Origin of the sequence: Catonella massiliensis (assembly GCF_016651435.1) — a bacterium.
GTDB lineage: Bacteria > Bacillota > Clostridia > Lachnospirales > Lachnospiraceae > Catonella > Catonella massiliensis.
On the sequence record NZ_JAEPRJ010000001.1, the window covers coordinates 2,484,912 to 2,508,915 of the forward strand.

Sequence of the window (24,004 nt, forward strand, 5' to 3'; positions counted from 1 at the left end):
TTTCCCTCCTACTTAAGTCCGATGAACTTGGCAATTATATTTGATTCGTACAGAAGATTTAAAAAGAAGTTATTTTCTATCTGCTCCATTGCCTCCTGAACGAAAGGCTTGTCTATAAATACCATCATAAGGGTAAATATCAGCCATACTATAACTAAGCCCTGGAAGATACCGACAATTCCTCCTCCCATGCGGTTTAGCTCATTTAGGACAGGGAGCTTGCTTATTATATTAAGTACCCTGCCAAGCACAAAGAGGCCTACGCTTAAAAGAAAGTACACCGCAATAAAAGTTCCTGAGTTAATCACTATCCCTGTAAGGTAGATGGCAACTCTGTGGTTGACCTCTTTTTGTATGTCTTCCTTTGCCTTCTTTATATGTTCGTTTTTAAGTACATCTGAAACAATCTCTTCTACAGCCTTGTTCTCGGTAAGCATCTTGTAAGGAAGATATATTTCATCCATACTTATACCACTCTCACCTTTTTTTATGCTTTTATCCTTTTTCTTTGTCTGAACCTTTTTTTCAGGCTTTTCCTGTATTTCTTTCTTTTCCTCGCTCTTACCATAATTCTCAAGGGACTTTTCTATCCTTGTAGAAATGGCATTAAAAAACTTCTCATTGTTTCTTAGCTGATTGCTTATAACAGGCGAAATCACAGTGCCTGCAAGGAGAACAACTACAGAGGAGAACAGCCCGAAGACCGTCCTCACCAGGCCTCTCCTGCTGCCTAAGTAAAAGCAGCCGGCAAATATGGCAATCACCATTATCAGTACAAAATTAGACATTCATCCTCCATCCTATTCACTAAGTCTCATAACCTTAAGCTTCTTCCCTACAATGGCATAATACCTGGTTCTGACGCCTGCCTGAGTAAAGCTTGTTATTCCGTCATTAAACTTGTTCTTAAATTTTATATTTCCGTTACTGTCAAAGATTATGCAGTTAGTATCAGAGTAGATCACTATCTCACCGTCATTATAGCTCATTCCCTTTGGATTGATATCCACTTCATTACTATAAACTCTTCCTCCGCTGTAATGCATTGAATACAGTACTATTTTACTATTGCTATCTGCTTCTCCCGTAAGATAATCACTGTCTATGTAGTCATCTTCTATAGCAGAATCACTTGCCACTCCGCCTGTATTTGCCTGTAAAAGAGCACTTTCATCTACCAGAATGGCAAATCCGTTCTTATCCTCCGCTATCCTTTCAATCTTCCCTGCCACCTTCTTCTCCCAAAGGATTTCAGGTTCTTTTTTGGCTGCAAAACACACTATCTTGTTGTCGCCATAAGCGCAGACTGTATTGTTGTCAGCAAATTTTAGCTTAGGAAAGATGGTATCTTCAAAAGGAAAGACTCCCACTATTCTGTCCGCATTCGAATTTTCACCGACCTTGTCAAAGTTATAAAAGGTGAGGGTAGACTTTATTTCATTGTTCTCGGTTTTTACATATTCAGTTACCAGCTTAGAGCCATCCTTTGACATAGCAAGGGAAAGCGCATATCCATCATCCTTTGAATAGGTCTTTATCTCAGCTTTAAGACTGTTATTCTTATCAAAGGGATTGATTAACTGGATGTCATAACCCTTTTCATCCTGCATAAGCACCGCAATCTCTCCCTGCTCCGATATGTCGGTAAGAAGTATGTCATTAAGCATAGTAAGACTTACCTGAGCCGCAGGCACAGACTTATGATTAACTACAAGGATATTTCTTCCGCCAATGTCGGCAACCACAGCATAACCACTGTTAACTGTAATCTTTGGATTTGTCATATTTAAGGCAGCATTCCACTCTATTTCAGCTTTTTCATTATAAATGGATATCCCTTCGCTATTGTAAGAGAGCAGTTTGCCATAATCAGTGGCATAGCCCGCATCCTCAGGCAGAGTTTTTGCTGACTGGGCAGAAACCTCATAACTCTTATATAATTTTTTGCTAAAGAACAGACTCTTTGCGGCAAAGCCTGCAACTGCCACAAGAATTAAGATTAATATGGCTATCCTTATTTTACCGCCTGATGATGTCTGCTCCTCGTCAGGCTCAAAGTCCTCATCCTCAGGAGATGACAAAAATATGGTCATGTTATTTTCATTCAAATCCCTGTCATTAGTTAAATCATTTTCATTCTCTTTATAATCGGACATTATTCACTGCCTTTCAATTCTCGGATACCGGCTGCTTACTTAGCTCAATTACCTCCGCTATGGTAGCGTTAGGATTCTTCTCACTTATATCAACAAGGTTCTTAAGCTTATCGGCATCTACATATTCCTTGCCTAAGAATACTTCATAGTTTTCTGCAATGTAGAGTCTTCTTTGCTTTATGTAGTCTCTTATTCCCGACAAATCGGTTATAACACCTGAAAGCCTGCTCTTATATGCATCTATCTCAGCCTGGTGTGTATTTTTTATTTCATCGGTTACAGCCTGCTTAGTGCTCTCATCAAATACCTTGAGTGCCTCTACTCTCTTTGCGGCAAGGTCGTCAAGCTGAAGCTTTATATCGTCAATCTGTGCATTGTAGTCTTCAAGACCGTACTGGGTATCATCCTTATCTTTTCTTATGCTTTTATTTATTTTGGCAATTACCTTTAGGTTGTTTCTTATTTTGTGTCTTGCATTCTTGCCTGCAGCGATTGTTTCTCTGTATTTTGTGCCTGCAGTCCTAAAGATAATCATATATATACCGCCGAATACCAGTATACAAGCCACATAGATAAGTCCTATGGTAGCCGTGGTTACAGGCTTTGGAAGGAAATACCAGATAAGAGCGGGTATAACTGCAAAGAAAAATACGAAGGTAAGAAGACAGCACAAAAAGTCTCCAAGGCTCCCCGGCGTAAACAAGGTATAAAATATCCCTGAGTTAAAGAAACCCGGTGTCTTGTTCTGCTTATACAGCTTTTTTGTCTCTGCCTTAATCTGCTCATTTGCTTCGTAGAATTCGGCTGTTTCCGCACTTATTCGCTCTGACACCTTACCGTCTCTGTATTTTTCACGCTTTTGGCTGGTTCTCTTTAATAAGCTGTTAAGTTTATCTTCTTCGGTATCAAAGGTTTTTATTATCTCATCACGTCTTTTCTTGGTTGTATCAGCTATTTCCCTCGCTATAGCCTTTTCTTTATCGGCAAGCGCCCTTTCTGTGCTGTCCTCTGCCGCAACCAATTCTTTTTCCCTAAGTTCATTCTGGTTAAGGTCTTTTACTTCATCGAAAATTTTTAGCAGAGTATCTCTGCCCTCATTAAGAATGTTGTTAGCCATACCATTTCTCCTTATAATAATATGATGTGGATGCCATAAGTATATGTCACCCTGTTATAGATCTTCTTGCCGTGATTTACATACATAAGTATATCAGATTAATTGTATAAAGGCACTACCTCAGTCTTTTAAAGACAAGGTTTTTAAGATTTTTTTTCTTTTTTACGGCTTTGTCAAATATATATTAATTAAACTTCTTATTTTTTTAATAATTTGAACACAAAGTAAACACATTTAACCTATATACTTTGTCTTGTAGATGAAGAAAACTTTCCCCAAAGAAATACTTCATCTTCCCCCTCTCATTTAAATGCAGAGCTGCTGTACTTGTACAGCAGCTCTGCTATTTTTAAAGTTCTGTTCTGCCGACAAATGCACGAAGCAGGGTTACTTCATCAACATTTTCAAGGTCTCCCCCTACCGGCACACCGCTTGCTATCCTAGTCACCTTGATTCCCGTTGGTTTAATCAATTTGCTTATATACATAGCGGTAGTCTCACCTTCAAGGCTTGAGCCGGTAGCGATTATTACTTCTTCCACGTCATTGTTTTGAAGCCTTACCATAAGTTCCTTTAACTTGATATCAGCAGGACCTATACCTAAGAGCGGAGAAATCACACCATGTAAGACATGGTAAACTCCGTCATATTTTTTTGTTTTTTCATAAGCAGCCAAGTCCCTTACATTTTCAACCACCATTATCATATTGTGGTTCCTCTCTTTATCTGCACAGATAGGGCAGATAGGAGAGTCTGACAGCGTAAGGCATTCCTTACAATAGCAGACATTTTCTCTGGCTGTGCTTATTGCTCCCGCCAAGGCCTCTACATTTTCTTTTGGCAGGCCTATGATATGAAATGCAAGCCTTCCTGCTGTCTTTGGCCCTATCCCGGGGAGTTTTGCAAGTTCTTCAACTAACTTATTAACCTGTTTTCCATAGTATTCCATTTAGAAAGGAAATCCTCCGCCGAAGCCGCCAAGTCCACCTGTAATCTGATCCATAGAAGCACTGCTTGCCTCCTCAACCTTGCGGAGAGCTTCTCCTACTGCTGCCGCAACAAGGTCTTCTAAGGTTTCGATATCATCAGGGTCAACAACTTCCTCTGCAAGCGTAACTCCAAGTACTTCTCTCTTGCCGTTTAATCTCACTGTAACGACACCTCCGCCTGCAGTTCCCTCGAACTCCTTAGTCTCCATTTCTTTCTGCTTTTCTTCCATCTGTCTCTGCATGCGCTGAGCCTGCTTCATTATATTTCCCATTCCTCCCGGTATTCCACCACCCGGAAATCCACCTTTTTTTCCCATTTTGTTTATTCCTTTCTTATCACTATTCTTCTTATTAAGGGAAGATATTTCCCTTTAAGCCCAGTTAGGCATATACTATAGTTTATCTCATTTAATCCTCATATGTCAATAATCCCGGGGGAAGTAAATTTTCTAGGTATTTAGAAAAGGAAAGCCACGAATCTCTTCGGGCTTTCCTTATTATGGCAGGTTATATTTTTTTAGAAAAATTAACCATAGACAACTGTGAAAACAAATCCAGCAATTCTTTATTCTGATTGATAGATGAATTTACCATATCAGAAATCACCCCACTTTGTATGCCATATACAAATAGTTTATGTGGCATTTTATCATAAAAAATCTTAAGGTTTGTACCCGTAGGTATATCAAGCTTAATTTTATCAAAAAACTCATCAAGAGCCTTCTTTATAACTCTGTGTAGAGGTAAATCATCTTCTTTGCGTGTCTTTTGGTAGGCTGCAATTTTCCTAGAAGGTACAATAAAAGGCTCTCCTTTAGAGAGGAGCTTGATTCCATCCTTAGAAAGCTCATAATCATCCACCCCTTTTTCTTTTGCCATATCGTGTATCCAGCCGTTTTGCCCTACTCCGTATTTATATTTCTGGCGTACATCAAGGAGATGACCATCCTTAAACTCAATATCGGTAAAAGCATTTTCTTTATAAATGCCCTTTTCTGAAAAATATTTTATGTTTGAACGCAACATACCTAATGCTGCTCTCTGCTCGGTAGGGGTATTGTCTGTTGTTGCATTTCTCACACCATCTTCAACCTTTTCTAAAACATCTTCTCCTTCCTTTGTAAAAAAGCTGCCGTCTCTTGCTTCCAAATCCCGCATATCATATCCGGTATATTTGTAAATTTTACCGGCTAAATTCCAAAGTCTGCTCTTTTCAAGACTATACTGTTCAGACTTTCCAAGGGATGAAGCCGAATAACCAATATGTGTTGATAATTTATCAGCATTATTGCCTTGATTCAAAACATTCTCTATCCTTTGTTTTAAGTTGTCGTCTATCTCGCCTAAAACAGAAATTCTATTTGTATATAAATCACTTCTAAAAGTAAGAGAAGCCCCACTCGGTATGTTAATGTCATTTTCTTCGAAGAGTTTAGATACCTGAAAGTCCATATTAAGCCTGTCATGAATGACACTCCTAAAGCTCTCTATCTCTCCATTAATACTAGGCGCTTCATAGCCACGGTATGCATAGTCTATAACAGAATAAACATAAGGTCTACCTCCATTCAAAACTCTCATCTCATTATCATATGCATCCATACGATTTGCTGAAAGAAGATCTCCATCTAAAACCTTATAATGAGAATAGGTTGGGTCAAAGTATTTTCTTTCTATATGTTCTTTTGGGTTAGCAAATGACTTATTTATACGATTTTCTCTTTCGTAAACCTTATCAATTTTATCAGCTAATTCTCCTGACGGTCCCTTATATAAATTTTTAGCTGTTCGCCCTTCCAATTGATAGGAAGGACTACCAGCATTAGGCATAGTAGTCCTTGTAATATCCATATTTATTTCCATTCCTTTCGCTTTGCTCAAGGCACAAAACGTTATGAAAATGTTTCCTTGAGCCTATTTTTTATTTATAATTCTTCTTGTAGGGAACTCGGTATACTACAAATCACGGGGAGGTGAGTGGGCTGTCCGGCTTGCCGGATGACCGCATATTTATATGTGTAGTACGCCTTTTCAAGCACAAATAAGTGTGTCGTTGAACACGTAATCTTATCTTTGTATAAACAATCTCGTTTATGGCTTAGGCGTTCAGTCAATGCCGTCTCTCCCTATAATCTCTAATGAATCTTCTGATTCTGAAAGGAGTCCCTATGGCTTTAAAAATCGTGTACAAAATCTGTTGTGGTATTGATGTCCACAAAACTTTTGTAGTTGCCTGTATCGCTTCTACGAACGATAAAGGTGTCACTTCTTATGAGAGCCACCGGTTTTCTACCTACACGAGCGGTCTGAAAACTTTGTTACAATGGCTACTCAAACGGAATTGCAAGGATGTCTGTATGGAATCCACCGGTAAATATTGGATTCCTGTTTATAATATCTTAGAAAATGACTGTTCGATTGTCCTTGCTCATCCCAAATATGTTAAGGCTATCCGTGGAAAGAAAACTGACAAGAAAGATGCCAAATGGATTGCTGACCTGTTCAAGCATGATCTTGTTGCCGGTAGCTTTATGCCGCCCGCTGACATCCGTCAGCTCCGTGACCTTATGCGTTACCGTTTCAAACTGACCTGCTTTCAATCAAACGAAAAGAATCGTTTGCAGAACTGTCTCACGGTTTCCAATATCCAGTTGGGAAACGTTGTTTCGGACACCTTCGGCAAATCTGCTCAGGCGATACTGGATAAACTTTTGGAAAATCCCGCAGATACCTCTTTTGACCTTGAACCCCTTGTTTACAAAAGTTTGAAAAAGAAACTTCCTGAACTCCGTGACGCTATTGACGGTTATATCACTCCGGAACAAGCCGGCAAACTTAAGGTAATCAAAGCTCATTATGAAAGCTTGGAATCCCGGAAAGCAGAGCTTGAAGAACTCATTCTTGCGCTCGCCGCTCCCTATCAGCAGGAACTTGCCATTCTCCAAACCGCTCCCGGTATCCGTAGCGACTTTACTGCCATCGGAATCATTTCCGAAATCGGTACCAACATGGAGGCTTTTCCTTCGGCGAAACACTTATGCTCATGGGCCGGTCTTACTCCGACCAACAATGAAAGTGCAGGGAAGAAAAAATCTGTCCGGGTTTCCAAGGCCGGATGCTATATCAAACCTTTACTGGTCCAGTGTGCAAATGCTGTTGTTACCAGCAAAAAGCATCCGGAAATTCGCAACCGCTATCTCCGTCTCAAAAAGCGTCGCGGTCACAAGAAAGCAATCATTGCCATTGCAAGAATGCTTCTGACTGCATTATATCATATGCTGAAGAATGGTGAAACCTATAATGCGGAACTTTATCGACAATCCGATTTGCCTCCTGTTGACCGGGAAATCACGGTAGAACAGGCAATTATCATCGCAAGAAATCAAGGTTATAAAATCAAGTCAGCAACTGCATAGCCTTAACTTTTAATATTCAATTTTTAAAGCAGCCACCGAAAGATGGCTTGTTTGTCATGCGATTAAGGGAATGGATACCCTCTACTTTTCATTTTCAATCTTTTCACCTACCTAAAATTCCAGTCAGAAGTTATATCATAAGTGTAGTCTACTTTCTTTAGTGACATAATTGCTTTCATAAATAGCCCTCACTTTCTTAAAATAAATTTTGTTTATAGGTCAAATTAACCTATCATTCATTATATCGGATATTTTCTATAAAAATTAAGATAATTAATTAAAAATTTATAATTTCACATTCGCTATTTTTAAATGTTAATAAAAAACCGCCTTAACTTTTGTGGGTTATATATTATTTGTTGTGTATTATGACTAAGTCTATTATCTAAAAAGGAAGAGTCTACATTAGTGCCGGTTTTACGTTATAACCACCAAGACCATATTACTCCACAGTTCCATCCGATAGATTTATAATCCATTCGTCTCCTTCACAATCAAGCCATAATCTATCATCTTCGAGTAGTTTATAATTTGTAATCAATTCTCTAAATCCAAGTTTCCATTTTTCTTTCTTATCACTATAACAAATTAATTCCAAATCACATATTATATAAATAGTATTCTCAATGTCTATTACATCCAGTATAGGCGAAAATAGCAGTTTATTAAATAATATCTCCTTGTTTTCTATATCAATCAGCAATAGGTTCTGCCCTGCTCCTATATAGCAGACATTATTTATATCATCAAATTCAAACATTAAATCTATACCATAAACATTATAAGCTATACCAAATTCAAAAGAATCACCTATACTTATTATTGCGTATCTACTCTGTTCTTCTTCGCAAAAAATAAGCGGTTTTTCTCCTAATTTCTGTTTCATTTCATCAAAGCTATCAAATCTATTTATAGTTACACTATCTTCCATTACATTTCCTTATTCCAGATGCAAAGAATGTTAGGTTATTTCTCAATGTATTAAGAGAAGAAATACCTCTCCCTTAATCCTCATATGTCAATAATCCCGGGGCAACCTTGTCAAATCCTGTCATCCTTACATCGCCGACCTGCTTGGCTTCTTTTTCGAATTTGCACTTAATCTCCACGGATACATGAAGCTTTTCAGCAATCAGCTTCTTTATCAGCTCAAGGTTTTCCTCTTTGTCAAGCCATTCCTTGTCAAATGGCTCATTTACCGCAAGCACAAGAAGGTTGCCACTTTCTTGATAATAAGGCCTTGCGTTGTTTAGTACAGTCTTTAACGGCTGAACCACCTCTTTTGCATTGCTAATGCTGCCAAATGAAGCCGCTATCTTCTTTATGTCATCAGGAAGTGCCTTTGCTGCCTCCTCAGGCTCATTTTCAACAACTTCCTCTGCTTCTGATGGTAGCTCTACCTTCTTTAGTGCAGTGAAATCTCCATTTTCAATTATGGTTTCAAGCTTATTTATCCTTGCAATAAGGCTCTCCCTGTCTTCCTCCATCTCCGGTCTGCACAGCTTGATAAGGGCGATTTCAAGCTCAGCCCTCTTTGAGGTAGAGTACTTAATATCTGCGGATAGCTTGGAAAATATCCTTATGTACCTGTACAAATCATTTTCCTCACCTATCTTTGCTACCTCTTTAAGCTCTGCAAGCTTATCAGAGCTTATCTCTATCCTCCCCGCTGCCGACTTTGACACCCTTAGTAAGAGCAGATTCCTAAAATACCAGGTAAAATCAAGGGCAAACTGGCCTATATCAAGACCGCTCATAGATATTTCCTCTGCCACATCCATACAGGTAGGCACATCTCCCCTTACTATGGCAATGTAGAGCTTGTTAAAAAGGTCGGTATCAACTGAGCCAAGCACCTCTAAGACCTTGTCATAGGTGAGAGTCTCATCAAATGAAAATGAAAGGCACTGGTCAAGGAGACTGAGGGAATCACGCATAGAGCCGTCTCCCTTCCTTGCGATAAACTTCAGTGCCTCCTCTTCATAGGTATTCCCCTCTTTATCCATCAGCTCCTTAAGCCTCTCAGATATTGTTTCTACCGATATCCTCCTAAAGTCATACTTCTGGCATCTTGACTTGATGGTTGGAAGTACCTTGTGAGGCTCGGTTGTCGCCAATATAAAGATAGCGTATTCAGGCGGTTCTTCAAGGGTTTTAAGCAGGGCGTTAAAGGCTCCGCTTGATAGCATATGTACCTCATCTATGATATAAACCTTGTACTTTGTATCTGTAGGGGAATATTTCACCTCTTCTATGACTTCACGCATGTTGTCTACACCGTTGTTGGTAGCGGCATCTATCTCTATTACATCAAGAGTCCTTCCCTCTCCTATCTTCTTACAGGTATCACAGACTCCACAAGGGCTTCCGTCTACTGTATTTTCACAGTTTACAGCCTTGGCAAATATCTTAGCCACACTGGTCTTACCCGTTCCCCTGGTTCCCGAGAACATATAAGCATGCCCGATTTTGTCGTGCTTAATCTGGTTTTTAAGTACAGTCACCACCTGGTCCTGTCCCTTTACCTCATCAAATCCCTTTGGTCTGAACTTTCTATATAAAGCAGTGTACGACATCTCTTCCTCCTGTCTAAACTCTAAAATTATTTTTATATTCTATAACCTTTATTTTAAAAATTTCTTCATCAAAACAATCAATTCTCTCACAGGCAAAATGCCGTAGGATTATTGTCCATAATTCTTGTATTTTAAAATACAATACCCTAAAATACAGCATTTGACCGCGATAATTCATCAAACCATTTTGTATAAACTCTAATATTGTCCTTATTCTTGTAATTATTATACACAAAGTTTAAAATTTGTTTATATTTTTTTATATAAAACGCATAAAAACCTTGTAAATAATCCAATTTATAAGTATAATAACTATAAAGGTATATTCACTTTTTTGCAACCATTATTAATAGATTTATAGGTTGTTAAAAAAGCTTCCAAACTACTTCATCCGTGACATCTATATACATTCTCTAACCGCTGCCTGGCGCTAAGGTGAATAGTTTGAGATTAACTAAGGAAGGTCAAAGTATGGTCAAATCAAAAGTCAAAAGAATTCCAAAAGAACTACAGCTTTTTAAGCAGGGCGAGAATTACTTTGCCTATGAATATTTTGGTGCCCACAAAACTACCAAGAGAAAAAAAGATGGGGTAGTTTTTAGGGTATGGGCTCCAAATGCCAGAAATGTATCAGTAGTCGGTGATTTTAACGGCTGGAACGAATCCGCTTCCCCTTGTGAGCATATTGCTGAGGGAGTATGGGAAGCCTTTATCCCTGATGTGCCTGAATACAGCGCATACAAATACGCAATCACCCATCAGGACTATTCAACACATTACAAAGCAGACCCTTATGCATTCCACAGTGAAACTGACGGCAAAACTGCTTCCAAGGTATATTTTATGGATGACTGTTTTAAGTGGTCTGATGCTGTGTGGCTTAAAAAAAGAGCAGATATATTTAAGCCTGCTCCTATGAATATATACGAGGTCCACGTAGGCTCCTGGAAGGTGCACGAAGACGGCAATCCTCTTAATTACCGTGATTTGGCGGATGAACTTATCCCTTATGTAAAAGATATGGGATATACACATCTTGAGCTTATGCCTATCACAGAATATCCTTTCCCTGCCTCCTGGGGATATCAGGTAACTGGATATTTTTCAGTGACCTCCAGATACGGCGTTCCTGCTGACTTTATGTACTTTGTAAATAAGGCACATAAAGCAGGACTTGGAGTCCTTATCGACTGGGTGCCTGCACATTTTCCAAAAGACGATTTTGCCCTTGCAAGATTTGACGGCACTCCACTTTACGAAGACCCTAATCCATTAAGGGGTGAGCACAAAGCCTGGGGCACACTTATATTTGATTTTGGCAAGGCTGAGGTACAGTCCTTCCTCGTATCAAGCGCAATGATGTTTGCTAAGATGTACCACATAGACGGAATACGTGTAGACGCTGTAGCTGCTATGCTCTACCTGGATTATGACAGACCTGACGGACAGTGGTGCCCTAACGAAAACGGAGGACACGAGAATATTCAGGCCATAGCATTTTTACAGAAATTAAACCACGCTATTGCTACAAAGAGCGAAGGCACTATCATGATAGCAGAGGAATCTACTGCCTGGCCTCTTGTTACCCGTCCTACAGAAAGCGGAGGTCTTGGCTTCCACTACAAGTGGAATATGGGCTGGATGAATGACAGTCTCTCATACATTAAAACAGACCCTTATTTCAGAAAATATGAGCACCAGAAGCTGACCTTCCCTATGATATATGCTTATTCCGAGAATTATATACTTCCTATTTCACATGATGAGGTGGTATACGGAAAGGGTTCCCTGCTAAACAAGATGCCGGGGGACTATAACCAGAAGTTTGCAGGCCTAAGGGGATTCCTTATGTATATGCTTAGTCATCCGGGAAAGAAGCTTACCTTTATGGGCTGCGAGCTTGGTGAGTTTGATGAATGGAACTTTACTAAAGAGCTCGACTGGAATCTCTTAGACTTTGAATCCCACCGCAAGCTTCACGACTTTGTAAGGGATGCGAATCATTTCTACCTCGAACACAAAGCTCTATGGGAAATCGAAGATGACTGGTCAGGCTTTGAGTGGATTAATCCTGATGATGCAGACCACAATATCATTTCCTACAAGAGAAGGGCTAAATCAGGCAGAGAAATCATATTTGTAATCAACTTCTCTCCTGTAACCAGAGAGAACTACTATATCGGTGTCGATAAGAAAAAGCCTTATAAAGAGGTCTTTAATACAGATGATGCTAAATACGGCGGAAGCGGTATCTTAAATGAAGGTAAGCTGACTGCCAAAAAGGGCGAGGTAAATGGAAAAGAGAATTATATTTCCATTACCGTTCCACCTTTAGCTGCGGTTGTAATCGTATAATAATAAATAGGAGGTTTTTCTATGTTAAGAAAAAAAGAGTGCCTTGCTATGCTGCTTGCAGGCGGTCAGGGAAGCAGGCTTTATACTCTTACCAAAAAAGTTGCCAAGCCGGCGGTGTATTTTGGAAGTAAGTATAGGATTATAGACTTCCCACTATCAAATTGTATCAATTCGGACATCGACACAGTCGGTGTACTTACACAGTATCAGCCTTTGGAATTAAATGACTATATAGGAAACGGTTCTCCATGGGATCTTGACCGCAACTACGGCGGCGTACACATCCTTCCACCATACCAGAAGAGCAGGGGAGCTGACTGGTATAAGGGAACTGCAAATGCTATATATCAGAATATAAACTTCATAGAGAGATATGACCCTGAATACGTTATCATCCTTTCAGGTGACCATATCTACAAGATGGACTACAACAAGATGCTTGAGTTCCACAAAGCAAAAGGTGCAGACGTAACCATTGCCGTACTTGAGGTAACTCTTGAAGAGGCTAAGCGTTTTGGTATTCTTTCCACAGATGACAATGACAAGATAGTGGAATTTGCAGAGAAGCCTGCTAAACCAAAGAGTACCAAGGCTTCCATGGGTATATATATATTTAACAAGGACATCCTTGTGAATTATCTTAAGGCCGATGAAGAGGATCCTAAGTCCTCAAACGACTTCGGTAAGAATATCATTCCTACTATGATTGAAGATGGGCGTGGGCTCTATGCTTATCCATTTAAGGGCTACTGGAAGGATGTAGGTACTATCCGCTCCCTCTGGGAGGCAAATATGGACCTCCTCGGTGAAGCACCTGAGCTTGACCTCTCTGATCCGGACTGGAAGATATCTTACCGCCACAACCCTCTCAATCCTCAGTACATCGGTAATGATGCTAAGATATCTGACTCCATCATAGCTGAGGGTTGCGATATAGAAGGTACTGTAATTAACTCCGTTCTTTTCTCAGGTATCAAGGTAGGAAAGGGCACTGTAATTAGAAACAGCGTGATTATGCCAAATGTGGTTATCGGAGAAAATGCGGAGATTAACCACAGCATACTTGATGCAGACTGCAATATCTGTGATAACGCAGTTATAGGTGAAAATGACCCTGATAAGGATATTACCGTAGTAGGTGCGGACATAACGATTGGCGAAGGAAAACAGGTTGAAGCCGGAGTTATGGTTGAGGAAGATATTAAATAAAAGATAAGAAATGAGGTTAATATGGCAACAGCGGGTTTAGTTTTTTCAAATATTCATGATAAAAATGTTTCACAACTGACCAGTGGCCGTACAATGGCTTCTGTTCCGTTTGGTGGAAGATACAGACTGATTGACTTTGTACTTTCCAATATGGTAAATGCCGGCATAACCAAGGTAGGCGTTATCACCAAGTCTAACTACCAGAGTCTTATGAAACACGTGGGCTCAGGTAAGGACTGGGATCTTGCAAGAAAGAATGAAGGTGTCATCATCCTTTCTCCTTTTGGTGAGGCAAGCAGTGGACCGCTTTATACCAACAGGCTTGAGGCTCTTCAGAATTCAGTTACCTTCATAGAGCATTGTGATGAGGACTACTTTATAATGTCGGACTGTGACATAGTGTGTAACCTTCCTTTTGACAAGATTCTTGAATTCCACAAGAGTTCAGGTGCGGATATAACCGGCGTATATGCAGAGAACAAGTCAACAAGGAATATAGAGCGTCCTAGCAGCATATTTGAAATAGATGCAGAGGGAAGAATCACCGACCTTAAGGTTCAGAAATCCATAAGCGGCAAGAAGAATTTCTCCCTCAATGTATGGGTATTTAACAGTCAGCTGCTTAAGGACCTTGTGCGTGACTCTATTATTTACGGTACAGTAAGCCTTTCAAGGGATATAATTGCACCTCGTCTTGAGAAATTTAAGGTAATGGGCTATGAATATACAGGACATCTTACCTGTATAGATACACTTGCCGGTTACTTTGAGGCTAATATGGCTCTTCTTGACAGGGACGCCCGTCAGCAGCTCTTCCACAGTGCAAGCTACCCTGTGTATACCAAGGTTAAGGACTCCGCTCCTACCAAGTACGGTCCAAATGCGAGAGTTAAGAATTCCATCATAGCAGACGGCTGCCGTATAGATGGTATAGTTGAGAATTCCATACTTTTTAGAGATGTAAGTGTAGCTCAGGGTGCAGTTATCCGCAACAGTATAGTTATGCAGGACTGTGTTCTCGAAAGAAACTCAGCCATCGACTACCTTGTTATGGACAAGCGTGTAGTGGTTCGTGGCGGAAGATACTTAAGCGGCTGCGAGGGACATCCGTTCTTTATTGATAAGAACTCCGTACTCTAAATAACTTAAAGAGTCCGATAGTTTTTCTCTCGGGCTCTGTAACCATATATAAAGGGAGGTCAATATGGCTGGAAAGAAGCTTAAGAATAAAGAAGCAGACAAGAAGGCTGCTGAGGCTGCCGTAAAGGAAGCGGTTAAGGAGAAATCCGAGGTAATGGTATTGCCTGAGAAAAAGGCAGAACTAAAGGTGGTGGAGACAAAGGCTCCGGTAAAGGATGCCAAGCCTGTGGCAGAAGTTAATGCTTCCGATGTAAAAGAGAGCAAGGCTTTGGAAGATGTTAAGCCTGTAAAGAGAGGACGCAAAAAAGCTGAGGAAACCGATAAGCCTGTAAGGAGAGGCCGCAACAAGGCTGAGGAGACCGCTAAGCCTGCTAAGAGAGGCCGTAAAAAGGCTGAAGATAAAGAAACAGAGGAACCAAAGAAAGCTGATAAAAAGACTGCTAAAAAAGAAGCCAAAGACACGGAAGTTAAGGCAGAGAAAAAGACCAGAAAAACTGCTAAGACTGCTTCTAAAACAGAGGTAAAAGAGCCTGCTAAAAGAGGCCGTAAAAAGGCTGAAGCAAAAGAGCCTGCTAAGAGAGGCCGTAAGAAAGCTGAGGTAAAAGAAACAAAGGATAACGTGGAACAGGTGGCTGCTATGATTAATAAAGAAATCACCAAAGAAGTTAAAAAGTCAAAGAAGGCTGCTCCTGAAAAGAAGAAGATACTTTTTGTGGGCTCTGAGGTTCTTCCATTTGCTGCCACAGGCGGCCTCGGAGAAGTTCTTGGAAGTCTTCCAAAGGCACTTGCTGCAAGAGGCGACTATGACGTAAGAGTTATGATGCCTTATTACAGTGATATCGGTGAACAGTATAGGAACTCTGCTAAGTATCTCTGCAACTACAATGTAGGCCTTTCCTGGAGAAATCTCTACTGCGGGCTTTTTGAGTTGAAGCAGGATAACGTGACCTACTACTTCATCGACAACGAATACTACTTCCACCGTGACGGACTTTATGGCTTCTACGATGATGGTGAGAGATACGCCTTCTTCTGTAAGGCTGTAATGGACAGCTTCTACTTCATAGACTTTATGCCTGACATCATTCATGCAAATGACTGGCAGACTGCCCTCATACCTATATACAACAACAGTAAATACCACTATGACATTAAGCTGATATTTACCATACACAATATCGAATATCAGGGACAGTATGACTTAAAGATACTTCCTACCGTATTTGACCTTCCACCTGAAGCAGGTGCTTATGTAGAGTATGAAGGCTGTATAAACCTTGTAAAGGGTGCGATTGAGACAAGTGACTGTGTGACAACAGTCAGCGAGTCCTATGCTAAGGAGCTTGAAGACCCTGCCTTTGCACACGGACTTCAGGATATGATAAAGAAAAATAACTGGAAGACCAGAGGAATACTTAACGGTATAGATGCAGAGGGCTATGATCCTGCTACAGATACAGCTATTGCCCACAACTTTACTTCTACTGATTTCTCCGGTAAGGTTCAGGACAAGCTTGAACTTCAGAGGCTTGCAGGGCTTAGGGAAGATGCAGGAGTGCCTGTAATAGCCATCATATCAAGGCTTGTTGCACATAAGGGACTTGACCTCATTACCAAGGCTATGGAAAATATCGTAAGAAACTGCGAGGTGCAGCTTGTTGTGCTCGGTAAGGGCGACAGAAAGTATGAGGACTACTTCATCTGGCTGCAGAATCAGTATAACGGCAAGGTATCAGCAATGATTACATACAACAAAGACCTTTCAAGAAAAGTATATGCCGGTGCTGATATGTTCCTTATGCCTAGCAAGGCTGAGCCTTGTGGCCTGTCACAGATGATAGCCTGCCGCTACGGTACAGTGCCTATCGTAAGGGAAACCGGCGGTCTTAGGGATTCGATAGTTGACTGCAGCTACGGTGAAGGCAACGGCTTCACATTTGCTGACTACAATCCTGATGACATGGCAAATGCTATCTACCGTGCAATCGACCTCTACTACAACAATCCTGAGGGCTGGGACAAGCTTCGTAAGTACATTTCTACCATTGACTTTAGCTGGGCTAAGTCTGCTGATAAGTATGATGAGATGTATAGCTGGCTTTTAGGAAGATAAGAAGCTAATGCCGGTGAGCGGATATCCTTTTAGCGATTTATGGAAATATCCGATCAATTAAAATTTGATGTATAAAGGCTTAGGCCTTCCTTTCAAAACACCTTATTCATATAGTGTAAGCTGTATGATGAGGTGTTTTGCTTGCCATACCACCTCTGATAAGGCTTATATTATCCGTATACACTGCATGATACAAGTGTCAAAAGATAACAAATTCTCTTACAAACAAGCCCAATCGAATTATTATGCTTTTGACACTTATACCAATATATTAAAGACAGGTAAAAGTGACGATTTTTCATAAAAACTTGCTTTTATCCCAAATCTATGTGATAATTAAGGTTAGCGTATTATGAATTAATATACATAGGGATAGTCCCTAAGAAATGAGGTCACTGTGTCTAATAAAACCAATAAAAAACGTACTACTAAAAAAGAAGTTGCTACTCCTGTGACAAAAGCCAAGGCAGCTTCCTCTGCAAATGCCATAAAAGTGGAAGAGGCGATTGTAGATAAGTTATCCAGACATTTTGGAGCTTCATTTGATGAGGCTACAAAGGATCAGGTGTATAAGGCAACCGCAATTACTGTTAAGGATATCTTACTTGCCAAAAAGCGTGAATTTAAGCAGGCTAACAACAAGTCCGGCGGTAAGAGGGTATATTATCTCTGTATGGAGTTTCTTGTTGGGCGTTCACTTAAGAACAATCTCTACAACTTAGGTCTGACTGATGTATACAAGAAGATACTTGCAAAGCACGGCTACGACTTAGAGGAGCTTTATGAGATGGAGCCTGATGCGGGACTTGGCAACGGTGGTCTTGGAAGGCTTGCTGCCTGCTTTATGGACTCTCTTGCTTCTCTTAACTACCCTGCCACCGGATTCTCCATTCTTTACGAGTATGGACTCTTCCGTCAGAAGATAGTTGAAGGCTGGCAGATAGAGCTTCCTGATGTATGGCTTCCGGGCGGTGAAGTATGGCTCTCGCCTCGTACAGACAAGACTTTCGTAGTAAAGTTCGGCGGACGGATCAATGAAACCTGGACGGATGAGGGACTTGTTACCGAGCAGGTGGACTGTGAAGAGGTTGAAGCCGTTCCTTATGATATGATGATATCAGGAGCTGACAGCAAGGGCGTAAGTGTGCTTAGAGTATGGCGCAGCCGTGATATAGATACCTTTGATATGAATTCCTTCTCAAGGGGTGATTATGCCAGGGCTACCCTCGGCAACAACAAGGCTGAGCTTATATCCAAGGTGCTCTACCCTAGAGACAGCCACTATGAGGGCAAGGAGCTTCGTTTGAAGCAGCAGTATTTCCTTGTGTCTGCTTCTGCACAGAATATAATTGCGGACCATATGAAATACTATCCAACCCTTGATAATTTTGCGGACAAGGTGGCTATCCATATCAATGATACCCATCCTGCCATGATAGTTCCTGAGCTTATGCGTATATTTATGGATGAGCATCACTATTCCTGGGATGATGCTTTTGCCATCATAACCAAGACCCTTGCTTATACCAATCATACCGTACTTGCAGAGGCTCTTGAGAAATGGCCTGAGGATATGATGATGAGGCTCCTTCCTAGAATATATCAGATTATCCACGAGCTTAATGAGAGGCATTGCAAGAGAATCTTTGACAAATTCTCGGGTGACTGGAATAAGTGTGCCCATATGGCTCTTATATCAGGCGGCTTGGTTCATATGGCTAATCTTTCCATCATAGGCTCACATAGTGTAAACGGTGTGTCTGAGCTGCATTCTGAAATACTTAAGAAGTCTGTATTTAAGGATTTTTATGATGACACCCCTGAGAAGTTTACCAATGTTACCAACGGCATCGCCCACAGAAGATGGCTCTGCCAGTCAAATCCAAGACTTGCTGCCCTTCTTGATAAGACAATCGGCGGTTCATATAAGAAGAATGGTCCTGAACTTATAAAGCTGCTTGCATTTAGCAATGACAATGCTATCCTTGACAAGCTTACAGAGATTAAGGCTGCTAATAAAAAGGATTTTGCCGAGCTTTTATATCACGATTCAGGCATTAAATTAAATCCTGACTCGGTATTTGATGTTCAGGTTAAGCGCTTGCATGAGTATAAGAGACAGCTTCTTAATGCACTTCAGATTATCGCCCTTTACCTTGACTTAAAGGACAATCCTAACCTGGATATAGTCCCACAGACCTATCTTTTTGCTGCAAAGGCTGCTCCGGGCTATGACAGGGCTAAGTCCATCATAAGGCTCATCGTTGACCTTGGAGAAGAGATAGCTAAGGATCCTGTAATCAGCAAGAAACTTCAGGTGGTTTTCCTTGAGAACTACAGGGTAACTATGGCCGAGCAGATTATGCCTGCCAGTGATATATCTGAGCAGATATCCCTTGCAGGTAAAGAGGCTTCCGGCACCGGTAATATGAAGCTTATGATAAATGGTGCCATTACCTTGGGTACTCTTGACGGAGCAAATGTGGAGATATCAGAGGCTGTAGGTAAGGATAATATATATATCTTCGGCATGACAGACAAAGAGGTGGAGGACAGGTGGCGTGACGGTTACAACCCTTATAAGTACTATGAGGAGAACCACCGTCTTAAGAGAGCCGTAGATTACCTAAAACAGGGTATCAACGGCAACGACTTCTCTGATATCCACCGCTACCTCCTGGTAGGAGACCACGGAATTGCAGACCCATACATGTGTCTGGCTGATTTTGGTGACTACTGCAGGGCAAGGTATGAAATGTTGAACGACTATAAGAATCAGAGAGAATGGGCTAAGAAATCCCTTGTAAATATCGCCTCTGCGGGTAGATTTGCAGCTGATACAGCTATTAAGAAATATGCTGATGAAATCTGGGGAATCAAGCCTATAAAGTAGGTAACAATGTTTAGACTTTGGGCAAAAATAATAGATGCAGGGAAGATAGTTAAAAATATGACAATTGAAAACAGTGATTCTTCCCTGAACAGAACTAAAAAAATCTTTCATGCAATAGATGAGGCTTGCTATGCCTATGACCTTAGCAAGCCTCTTTGGCTGGACAAAAATATTAGTGAATTTAAGAAAAGCAGCAAAACCAGATTCACAAAGGATAACTTTGTAGACGAAATTGACTTTGACTACCTTGAGATTGAAGTAATTGAAGAGGACTAAGATAAAATAAAGAATCCTTTTTGCGGGATTCACCATATGTGGTGGCGCATAAAAGGATTCTTTATTATTTGTTTAATTAGAAGTTTTTGATGACATTTCCTATTAAATCTCCCTTACAAGCTCCTTCATAAGCTTCACTGTATGCTCAATAGCCTTCATTTCAAATTCGCTATAGTCTACCTTGGCGCTGCCATCTGCCTTATCTGAGATTGCTCTCACAATGATGAAAGGTATGTGGTTAAGATATGCAGCATGAGCTATTCCACAGCCTTCCATCTCTGTACAATAGCCGTTAAATGTATCTACCAGCCAGGTTTTCTTTTCATTAGTGCTTACAAATTCATCTCCGCTTACTACCCTGCCTATGAAGCATTTGATATCAGGATTTACCTTGTTACAGATGTCCTTAGCCTTGGCAGCAAGCTCCATATCCGCTGTAAAGGTAGATGTCTCCATCCTAGGTATCACACCTTCCTTGTAGCCAAAGCCCGTCACATCAAAATCGTGGTAGAGGGCATCGCTTGATATTACAATATCTCCAACCTCAAGCTCATTGTAGAGACCTCCTGCAACTCCGGTGTTGATTACCCTGTCTATCTTAAAGTCATCTACAAGTATCTGGGTACAGATAGCTGCATTTACCTTACCTATACCGCTTCTAACTACAACCACATCCTTGTCAAAGAGCTTACCCTTTAAGAAGTTCATGCCTGCCTTCTTGCTCTCTATGACCCTGGTCATCTCAGTCTTAAGCTTAGCTACCTCTTCTTCCATAGCACCTATTATACCTGTAATCATCTTGTCTCCTTATTATCAAAATAACTTGATTGCTATTTACACATCATCGGGGAATGACCTCCCAGGGCTTTATATGATACAATCCCTGTATCATTTAAACACCTTGTCAAACCAGCCTGTTCTTCCCTTAGAAGGGTCGTAGTTCTTTGCAGCCACATCATTTAAGAATGATACTATATCATCTGAAAGCCCAATCCTGTATAACTTTGTACCTCCGTCTTCCTCTCTTATAGCCAGATAGTTCTCCTTGGCAGTAGTAAAGCAGGTAAGCCTGGATACACCCATATAGAACCTGTCAGTACCGTCTACAAAGTCAATCGTATATCCATAACTATCTCTCATGGCAGCTGAGTTATACTCGCTTTGGTCAGCCTCAACTCCTGAGATATCCGCCTCCTGAAAAAGGTTAATAAGCTTTTCGGTCTCTTCTTCGTCCAGTGAAAATCCAAGAGCCACTCCGTTTTTATCAGCAGAAAGAGAGCTAACCTTTGCCTTGGTCACTTCTTTTGCAAACAATACATTATCCAGCTTTATGCCACCTTCAACACTTCCTGCTTCAAGGGTGAATTCACTAGATAATTCTGCGTTTTTTCCTCCACGCATTCCTTTACTGCCACAAGCACATAGGGTGCTGATTGACAGGCTTAAGCAAATTAAAACTAATAATTTTTTCATACGCCATCCTTTTCGTATTACTCCACTACCTTCATCACAACCTTATTCTTTCCGGACTTCTTGGCCTCATACAGCATCTCATCTGCAAGGCTCATAATCTCTGACTTGACCACTATTCTCCCCGGATTGGATATGGCTATTCCGACGCTTATACTTAATGTACCCAGCCTCGTATCTATGTTATTGATACCCAGTTCAAGCACCTCATTCCTTATCTTTTCACCCAGGGCAAGGTTTTCTTCCTCAGATAGCCCCATACAGGCACTGATAAACTCCTCACCGCCAAAGCGGGCTGCGATTCCGTCGTTTTTGATAATATTATTGTTTATAACACCCGCAACCTTCTTAAGGGCCTCATCTCCCTCAAAATGGCCATAGGTATCGTTGAATTTCTTAAAGTCATCTATGTCAAACATAAAGACACTGACAGGCTTGTCTGCCTTATCCGCCTCAATACGAAGCTGATAGAACTTCTCAGTAAACTCCCTTCTGTTACTTATCTGTGTAAGGGCATCTATTCCTGCCATCTTGCTAAGCCTACTGTTAGCTTCTCTTAGCTTTTCCTGAATCTCCTTATTTCTTTCTATCTCAGTTTCAAGCTTTTTTGCATGAACAGCATTGTTAAGAGCTATCACAAGATAAGGCTTTAGCTCCCTTAAAAAGTCGATAGTTTCAGGCCTGTATGCATTTTCAAATCTACTCTGAACTGAATAAGCACCTATAACTTTATCCCCTATCGTAAGTGGAATAAAGAGAGCTGATTTCATTGTCCCCTTGGCAATCTCATAAATACTGTATGTTTCATAATCGAAATGAGGCGTAAACCCTTCATCCTCCGAGGTTATTATGCTATTGGTCATACAGCACCTTACAAAGGCGCTTTCCTTACTGTCAAGACTTACTGTGAACTCAGCATTTTCCTTACCCATATTGTAGCAGAGTAAGGAGCGCAACTGATTATTCTCCGGTTCTGCTGACATGATTATAAAAGCGTCTACAGGTATATTTTCACGCATGTTCTTGTAGATGAGATTGACCACCTCGTTTAGATTGGTCGAGGAAGTAAGCTTGATTCCTATTTCGTGAATCATTTTGAATCTGTCATAGGTTCTCTGAAGCTCGTTTTTATTACGTATTGCTTCCTTTGCAACCAGCTCAAACTCTTTATTTTTGTCAACATTAAAGCGAAGGCTTTCTCCAAGCTTAAGCAAGCTCTCAAATATCTCAAGTGACTCAGCCTTTTTCTGCCTGTTTAATTCAAATTTATTTTCAAGAAAAGTTTTATAATTACGCTGTATTTTATCGGCCTTATAGGTATCTCCCTGCTTTATATAATAATGCCTTAAATAGTCATAAATCATCGGCTCACTTATTGGTTCTTCATCTGTTGCCATCTCTTCAATCTCTAAAAGCACCTCAGCAAAGAAATCAAGATCTAAGCCATGTACATGGCAGCCCTCCACAAATGAATATAGTACGGCTATTTTATATATTCTCCTCTCTTTAGCTCTTGCCAAAGCTTTGGAGAATTCCTCTTTTGCCCTGATGTAGTCCTCTATCCAAAAAAAGTAAGCCATAAGGCCAAGATAGTACACATAGGCAACTTCTGCACTAAGTTTCTCACCATCTATGGCCTCAAGCTGCTCTAAGATATCCTGAATCTCATCCACATTAGGGTTCTCAAGCATTGTTACTGATGACATGATATCCGACAAGATGTGCACTATTTTTTCGCCAAGCCTAAAGTAATCTTTGTCTGCGTCAGCAAAGTATATCAGAGCAGGCCTTAGATGCTCGACGGCCTTTTCATATATTCCTAAATTCAGAAATATCCTTCCGATATTGCCATATGCCGCAGGTAATATATTCCTTAATCCATGTTCCCTTTCATTATTTATCGCGCTATAATAGTATTCCATAGCCTTTTCATACATACCAAGCATAAAGTAGGCACTTCCTATCATATTATAGTCAAACGAAAGCAGTTCCCATTCCTGAAGCAAGGCCGCTATTTCCACAAGCCCGCTTCCTTTTTTAATAACCTCTGACGGATTCCCTCGTCGTATGAACAGATAAACCTTTGCTGTTTCCACGCTCGCACGCCAGACATAGTCTTCCTTATATCTGATGGTTTCCGTAAGTCTGTCAAGTAGCTCATTTGCCCCTTCTGCATTTAACAAGATGTCTGATATAAGCTGTTTGTGAATATTCTCTGCCTTTAATGAAATATAATTATCTATATTCATATTATTCCCCTAACGCCTGTCACAAGAGCTATAAACCAAATATCC

18 protein-coding genes are annotated in these 24,004 nt (G+C 40.6%); 7 read left to right on the top strand and 11 right to left on the bottom strand.

Features of this window, described 5'->3' with window-relative positions; genetic code table 11:
• Positions 1 to 8: 8 nt before the first annotated feature.
• The 6 genes from JJN12_RS11135 to JJN12_RS11160 form a co-directional block, all read right to left on the bottom strand.
• The gene (locus JJN12_RS11135; RefSeq protein WP_208429755.1) at positions 9 to 788 is read right to left on the bottom strand and encodes a CvpA family protein; all 780 of its coding nucleotides are present in this window, start codon (positions 786 to 788) and stop codon (positions 9 to 11) included.
• Positions 789 to 800: 12 nt separating this feature from the next.
• A complete protein-coding gene (locus tag JJN12_RS11140) occupies positions 801 to 2,156 on the bottom strand; it encodes a DUF5711 family protein (protein ID WP_208429756.1) in 1,356 nt (451 codons plus the stop codon).
• Positions 2,157 to 2,169: 13 nt separating this feature from the next.
• Positions 2,170 to 3,273, bottom strand: coding sequence for a hypothetical protein (locus JJN12_RS11145; protein ID WP_208429757.1), 1,104 nt, complete (start codon positions 3,271 to 3,273; stop codon positions 2,170 to 2,172).
• Positions 3,274 to 3,622: 349 nt separating this feature from the next.
• Entirely contained in the window at positions 3,623 to 4,222 is a 600-nt protein-coding gene (gene recR / locus JJN12_RS11150; protein WP_208429758.1) for a recombination mediator RecR, read from the bottom strand.
• Positions 4,223 to 4,579 (bottom strand): YbaB/EbfC family nucleoid-associated protein, encoded by a 357-nt coding sequence (locus tag JJN12_RS11155; RefSeq protein WP_208429759.1) that lies wholly within the window; start codon positions 4,577 to 4,579, stop codon positions 4,223 to 4,225.
• A 190-nt stretch (positions 4,580 to 4,769) separates the two neighbouring features.
• Entirely contained in the window at positions 4,770 to 6,113 is a 1,344-nt protein-coding gene (locus JJN12_RS11160; protein ID WP_208429760.1) for a DUF4885 family protein, read from the bottom strand.
• Between the two features lie 317 nt (positions 6,114 to 6,430).
• Here JJN12_RS11160 and JJN12_RS11165 point away from each other — a divergent pair, with 317 nt between their 5' ends.
• The gene (locus JJN12_RS11165) at positions 6,431 to 7,678 is read left to right on the top strand and encodes an IS110 family RNA-guided transposase (RefSeq protein ID WP_208429761.1); all 1,248 of its coding nucleotides are present in this window, start codon (positions 6,431 to 6,433) and stop codon (positions 7,676 to 7,678) included.
• Between the two features lie 442 nt (positions 7,679 to 8,120).
• Here JJN12_RS11165 and JJN12_RS11170 read toward each other — a convergent pair whose 3' ends face one another.
• Positions 8,121 to 8,609, bottom strand: a complete 489-nt coding sequence (locus JJN12_RS11170; protein WP_208429762.1) for a hypothetical protein — start codon at positions 8,607 to 8,609, stop codon at positions 8,121 to 8,123.
• A gap of 73 nt (positions 8,610 to 8,682) precedes the next feature.
• Positions 8,683 to 10,254 carry a DNA polymerase III subunit gamma/tau gene (gene dnaX / locus JJN12_RS11175; RefSeq protein WP_208429763.1) on the bottom strand — a complete coding sequence of 524 codons (1,572 nt, stop codon included), beginning with the start codon at positions 10,252 to 10,254 and terminating at the stop codon, positions 8,683 to 8,685.
• 471 nt (positions 10,255 to 10,725) lie between these two features.
• On the opposite strand from dnaX, the gene glgB reads away from it, so the two are divergent.
• The 6 genes from glgB (at position 10,726) to JJN12_RS11205 (ending at position 20,240) form a co-directional block, all read left to right on the top strand.
• A complete protein-coding gene (gene glgB / locus JJN12_RS11180; RefSeq protein ID WP_208429764.1) occupies positions 10,726 to 12,609 on the top strand; it encodes a 1,4-alpha-glucan branching protein GlgB in 1,884 nt (627 codons plus the stop codon).
• Between the two features lie 21 nt (positions 12,610 to 12,630).
• The gene (locus JJN12_RS11185; protein WP_208429765.1) at positions 12,631 to 13,818 is read left to right on the top strand and encodes a glucose-1-phosphate adenylyltransferase; all 1,188 of its coding nucleotides are present in this window, start codon (positions 12,631 to 12,633) and stop codon (positions 13,816 to 13,818) included.
• A 21-nt stretch (positions 13,819 to 13,839) separates the two neighbouring features.
• Positions 13,840 to 14,958, top strand: coding sequence for a glucose-1-phosphate adenylyltransferase subunit GlgD (glgD, locus tag JJN12_RS11190; protein WP_208429766.1), 1,119 nt, complete (start codon positions 13,840 to 13,842; stop codon positions 14,956 to 14,958).
• A gap of 64 nt (positions 14,959 to 15,022) precedes the next feature.
• A complete protein-coding gene (locus tag JJN12_RS11195; RefSeq protein ID WP_328706802.1) occupies positions 15,023 to 17,071 on the top strand; it encodes a glycogen synthase in 2,049 nt (682 codons plus the stop codon).
• 397 nt (positions 17,072 to 17,468) lie between these two features.
• Entirely contained in the window at positions 17,469 to 19,964 is a 2,496-nt protein-coding gene (locus tag JJN12_RS11200) for a glycogen/starch/alpha-glucan phosphorylase (RefSeq protein ID WP_328706803.1), read from the top strand.
• A 6-nt stretch (positions 19,965 to 19,970) separates the two neighbouring features.
• A complete protein-coding gene (locus JJN12_RS11205) occupies positions 19,971 to 20,240 on the top strand; it encodes a hypothetical protein (RefSeq protein ID WP_208429767.1) in 270 nt (89 codons plus the stop codon).
• A 102-nt stretch (positions 20,241 to 20,342) separates the two neighbouring features.
• Here the strand turns inward: JJN12_RS11205 and JJN12_RS11210 are convergent, their stop codons facing one another.
• From JJN12_RS11210 to JJN12_RS11220, 3 genes are all read right to left on the bottom strand, one after another.
• A complete protein-coding gene (locus tag JJN12_RS11210) occupies positions 20,343 to 21,035 on the bottom strand; it encodes a 5'-methylthioadenosine/adenosylhomocysteine nucleosidase (protein ID WP_208430391.1) in 693 nt (230 codons plus the stop codon).
• Between the two features lie 93 nt (positions 21,036 to 21,128).
• A complete protein-coding gene (locus JJN12_RS11215; RefSeq protein ID WP_208429768.1) occupies positions 21,129 to 21,713 on the bottom strand; it encodes an LptM family lipoprotein in 585 nt (194 codons plus the stop codon).
• 17 nt (positions 21,714 to 21,730) lie between these two features.
• Positions 21,731 to 23,959 (bottom strand): diguanylate cyclase, encoded by a 2,229-nt coding sequence (locus JJN12_RS11220; protein ID WP_208429769.1) that lies wholly within the window; start codon positions 23,957 to 23,959, stop codon positions 21,731 to 21,733.
• Positions 23,960 to 24,004: the final 45 nt, after the last annotated feature.

Bases quoted from the DNA above. Each gene is read 5' to 3' on its own strand.
- JJN12_RS11135 (WP_208429755.1), bottom strand. From the start codon at position 788: ATGTCTAATTTTGTACTGATAATGGTGATTGCCATATTTGCCGGCTGC.
- JJN12_RS11140 (WP_208429756.1), bottom strand. From the start codon at position 2,156: ATGTCCGATTATAAAGAGAATGAAAATGATTTAACTAATGACAGGGAT.
- JJN12_RS11145 (WP_208429757.1), bottom strand. From the start codon at position 3,273: ATGGCTAACAACATTCTTAATGAGGGCAGAGATACTCTGCTAAAAATT.
- recR (WP_208429758.1), bottom strand. From the start codon at position 4,222: ATGGAATACTATGGAAAACAGGTTAATAAGTTAGTTGAAGAACTTGCA.
- JJN12_RS11155 (WP_208429759.1), bottom strand. From the start codon at position 4,579: ATGGGAAAAAAAGGTGGATTTCCGGGTGGTGGAATACCGGGAGGAATG.
- JJN12_RS11160 (WP_208429760.1), bottom strand. From the start codon at position 6,113: ATGGATATTACAAGGACTACTATGCCTAATGCTGGTAGTCCTTCCTAT.
- JJN12_RS11165 (WP_208429761.1), top strand. From the start codon at position 6,431: ATGGCTTTAAAAATCGTGTACAAAATCTGTTGTGGTATTGATGTCCAC.
- JJN12_RS11170 (WP_208429762.1), bottom strand. From the start codon at position 8,609: ATGGAAGATAGTGTAACTATAAATAGATTTGATAGCTTTGATGAAATG.
- dnaX (WP_208429763.1), bottom strand. From the start codon at position 10,254: ATGTCGTACACTGCTTTATATAGAAAGTTCAGACCAAAGGGATTTGAT.
- glgB (WP_208429764.1), top strand. From the start codon at position 10,726: ATGGTCAAATCAAAAGTCAAAAGAATTCCAAAAGAACTACAGCTTTTT.
- JJN12_RS11185 (WP_208429765.1), top strand. From the start codon at position 12,631: ATGTTAAGAAAAAAAGAGTGCCTTGCTATGCTGCTTGCAGGCGGTCAG.
- glgD (WP_208429766.1), top strand. From the start codon at position 13,840: ATGGCAACAGCGGGTTTAGTTTTTTCAAATATTCATGATAAAAATGTT.
- JJN12_RS11195 (WP_328706802.1), top strand. From the start codon at position 15,023: ATGGCTGGAAAGAAGCTTAAGAATAAAGAAGCAGACAAGAAGGCTGCT.
- JJN12_RS11205 (WP_208429767.1), top strand. From the start codon at position 19,971: ATGTTTAGACTTTGGGCAAAAATAATAGATGCAGGGAAGATAGTTAAA.
- JJN12_RS11215 (WP_208429768.1), bottom strand. From the start codon at position 21,713: ATGAAAAAATTATTAGTTTTAATTTGCTTAAGCCTGTCAATCAGCACC.
- JJN12_RS11220 (WP_208429769.1), bottom strand. From the start codon at position 23,959: ATGAATATAGATAATTATATTTCATTAAAGGCAGAGAATATTCACAAA.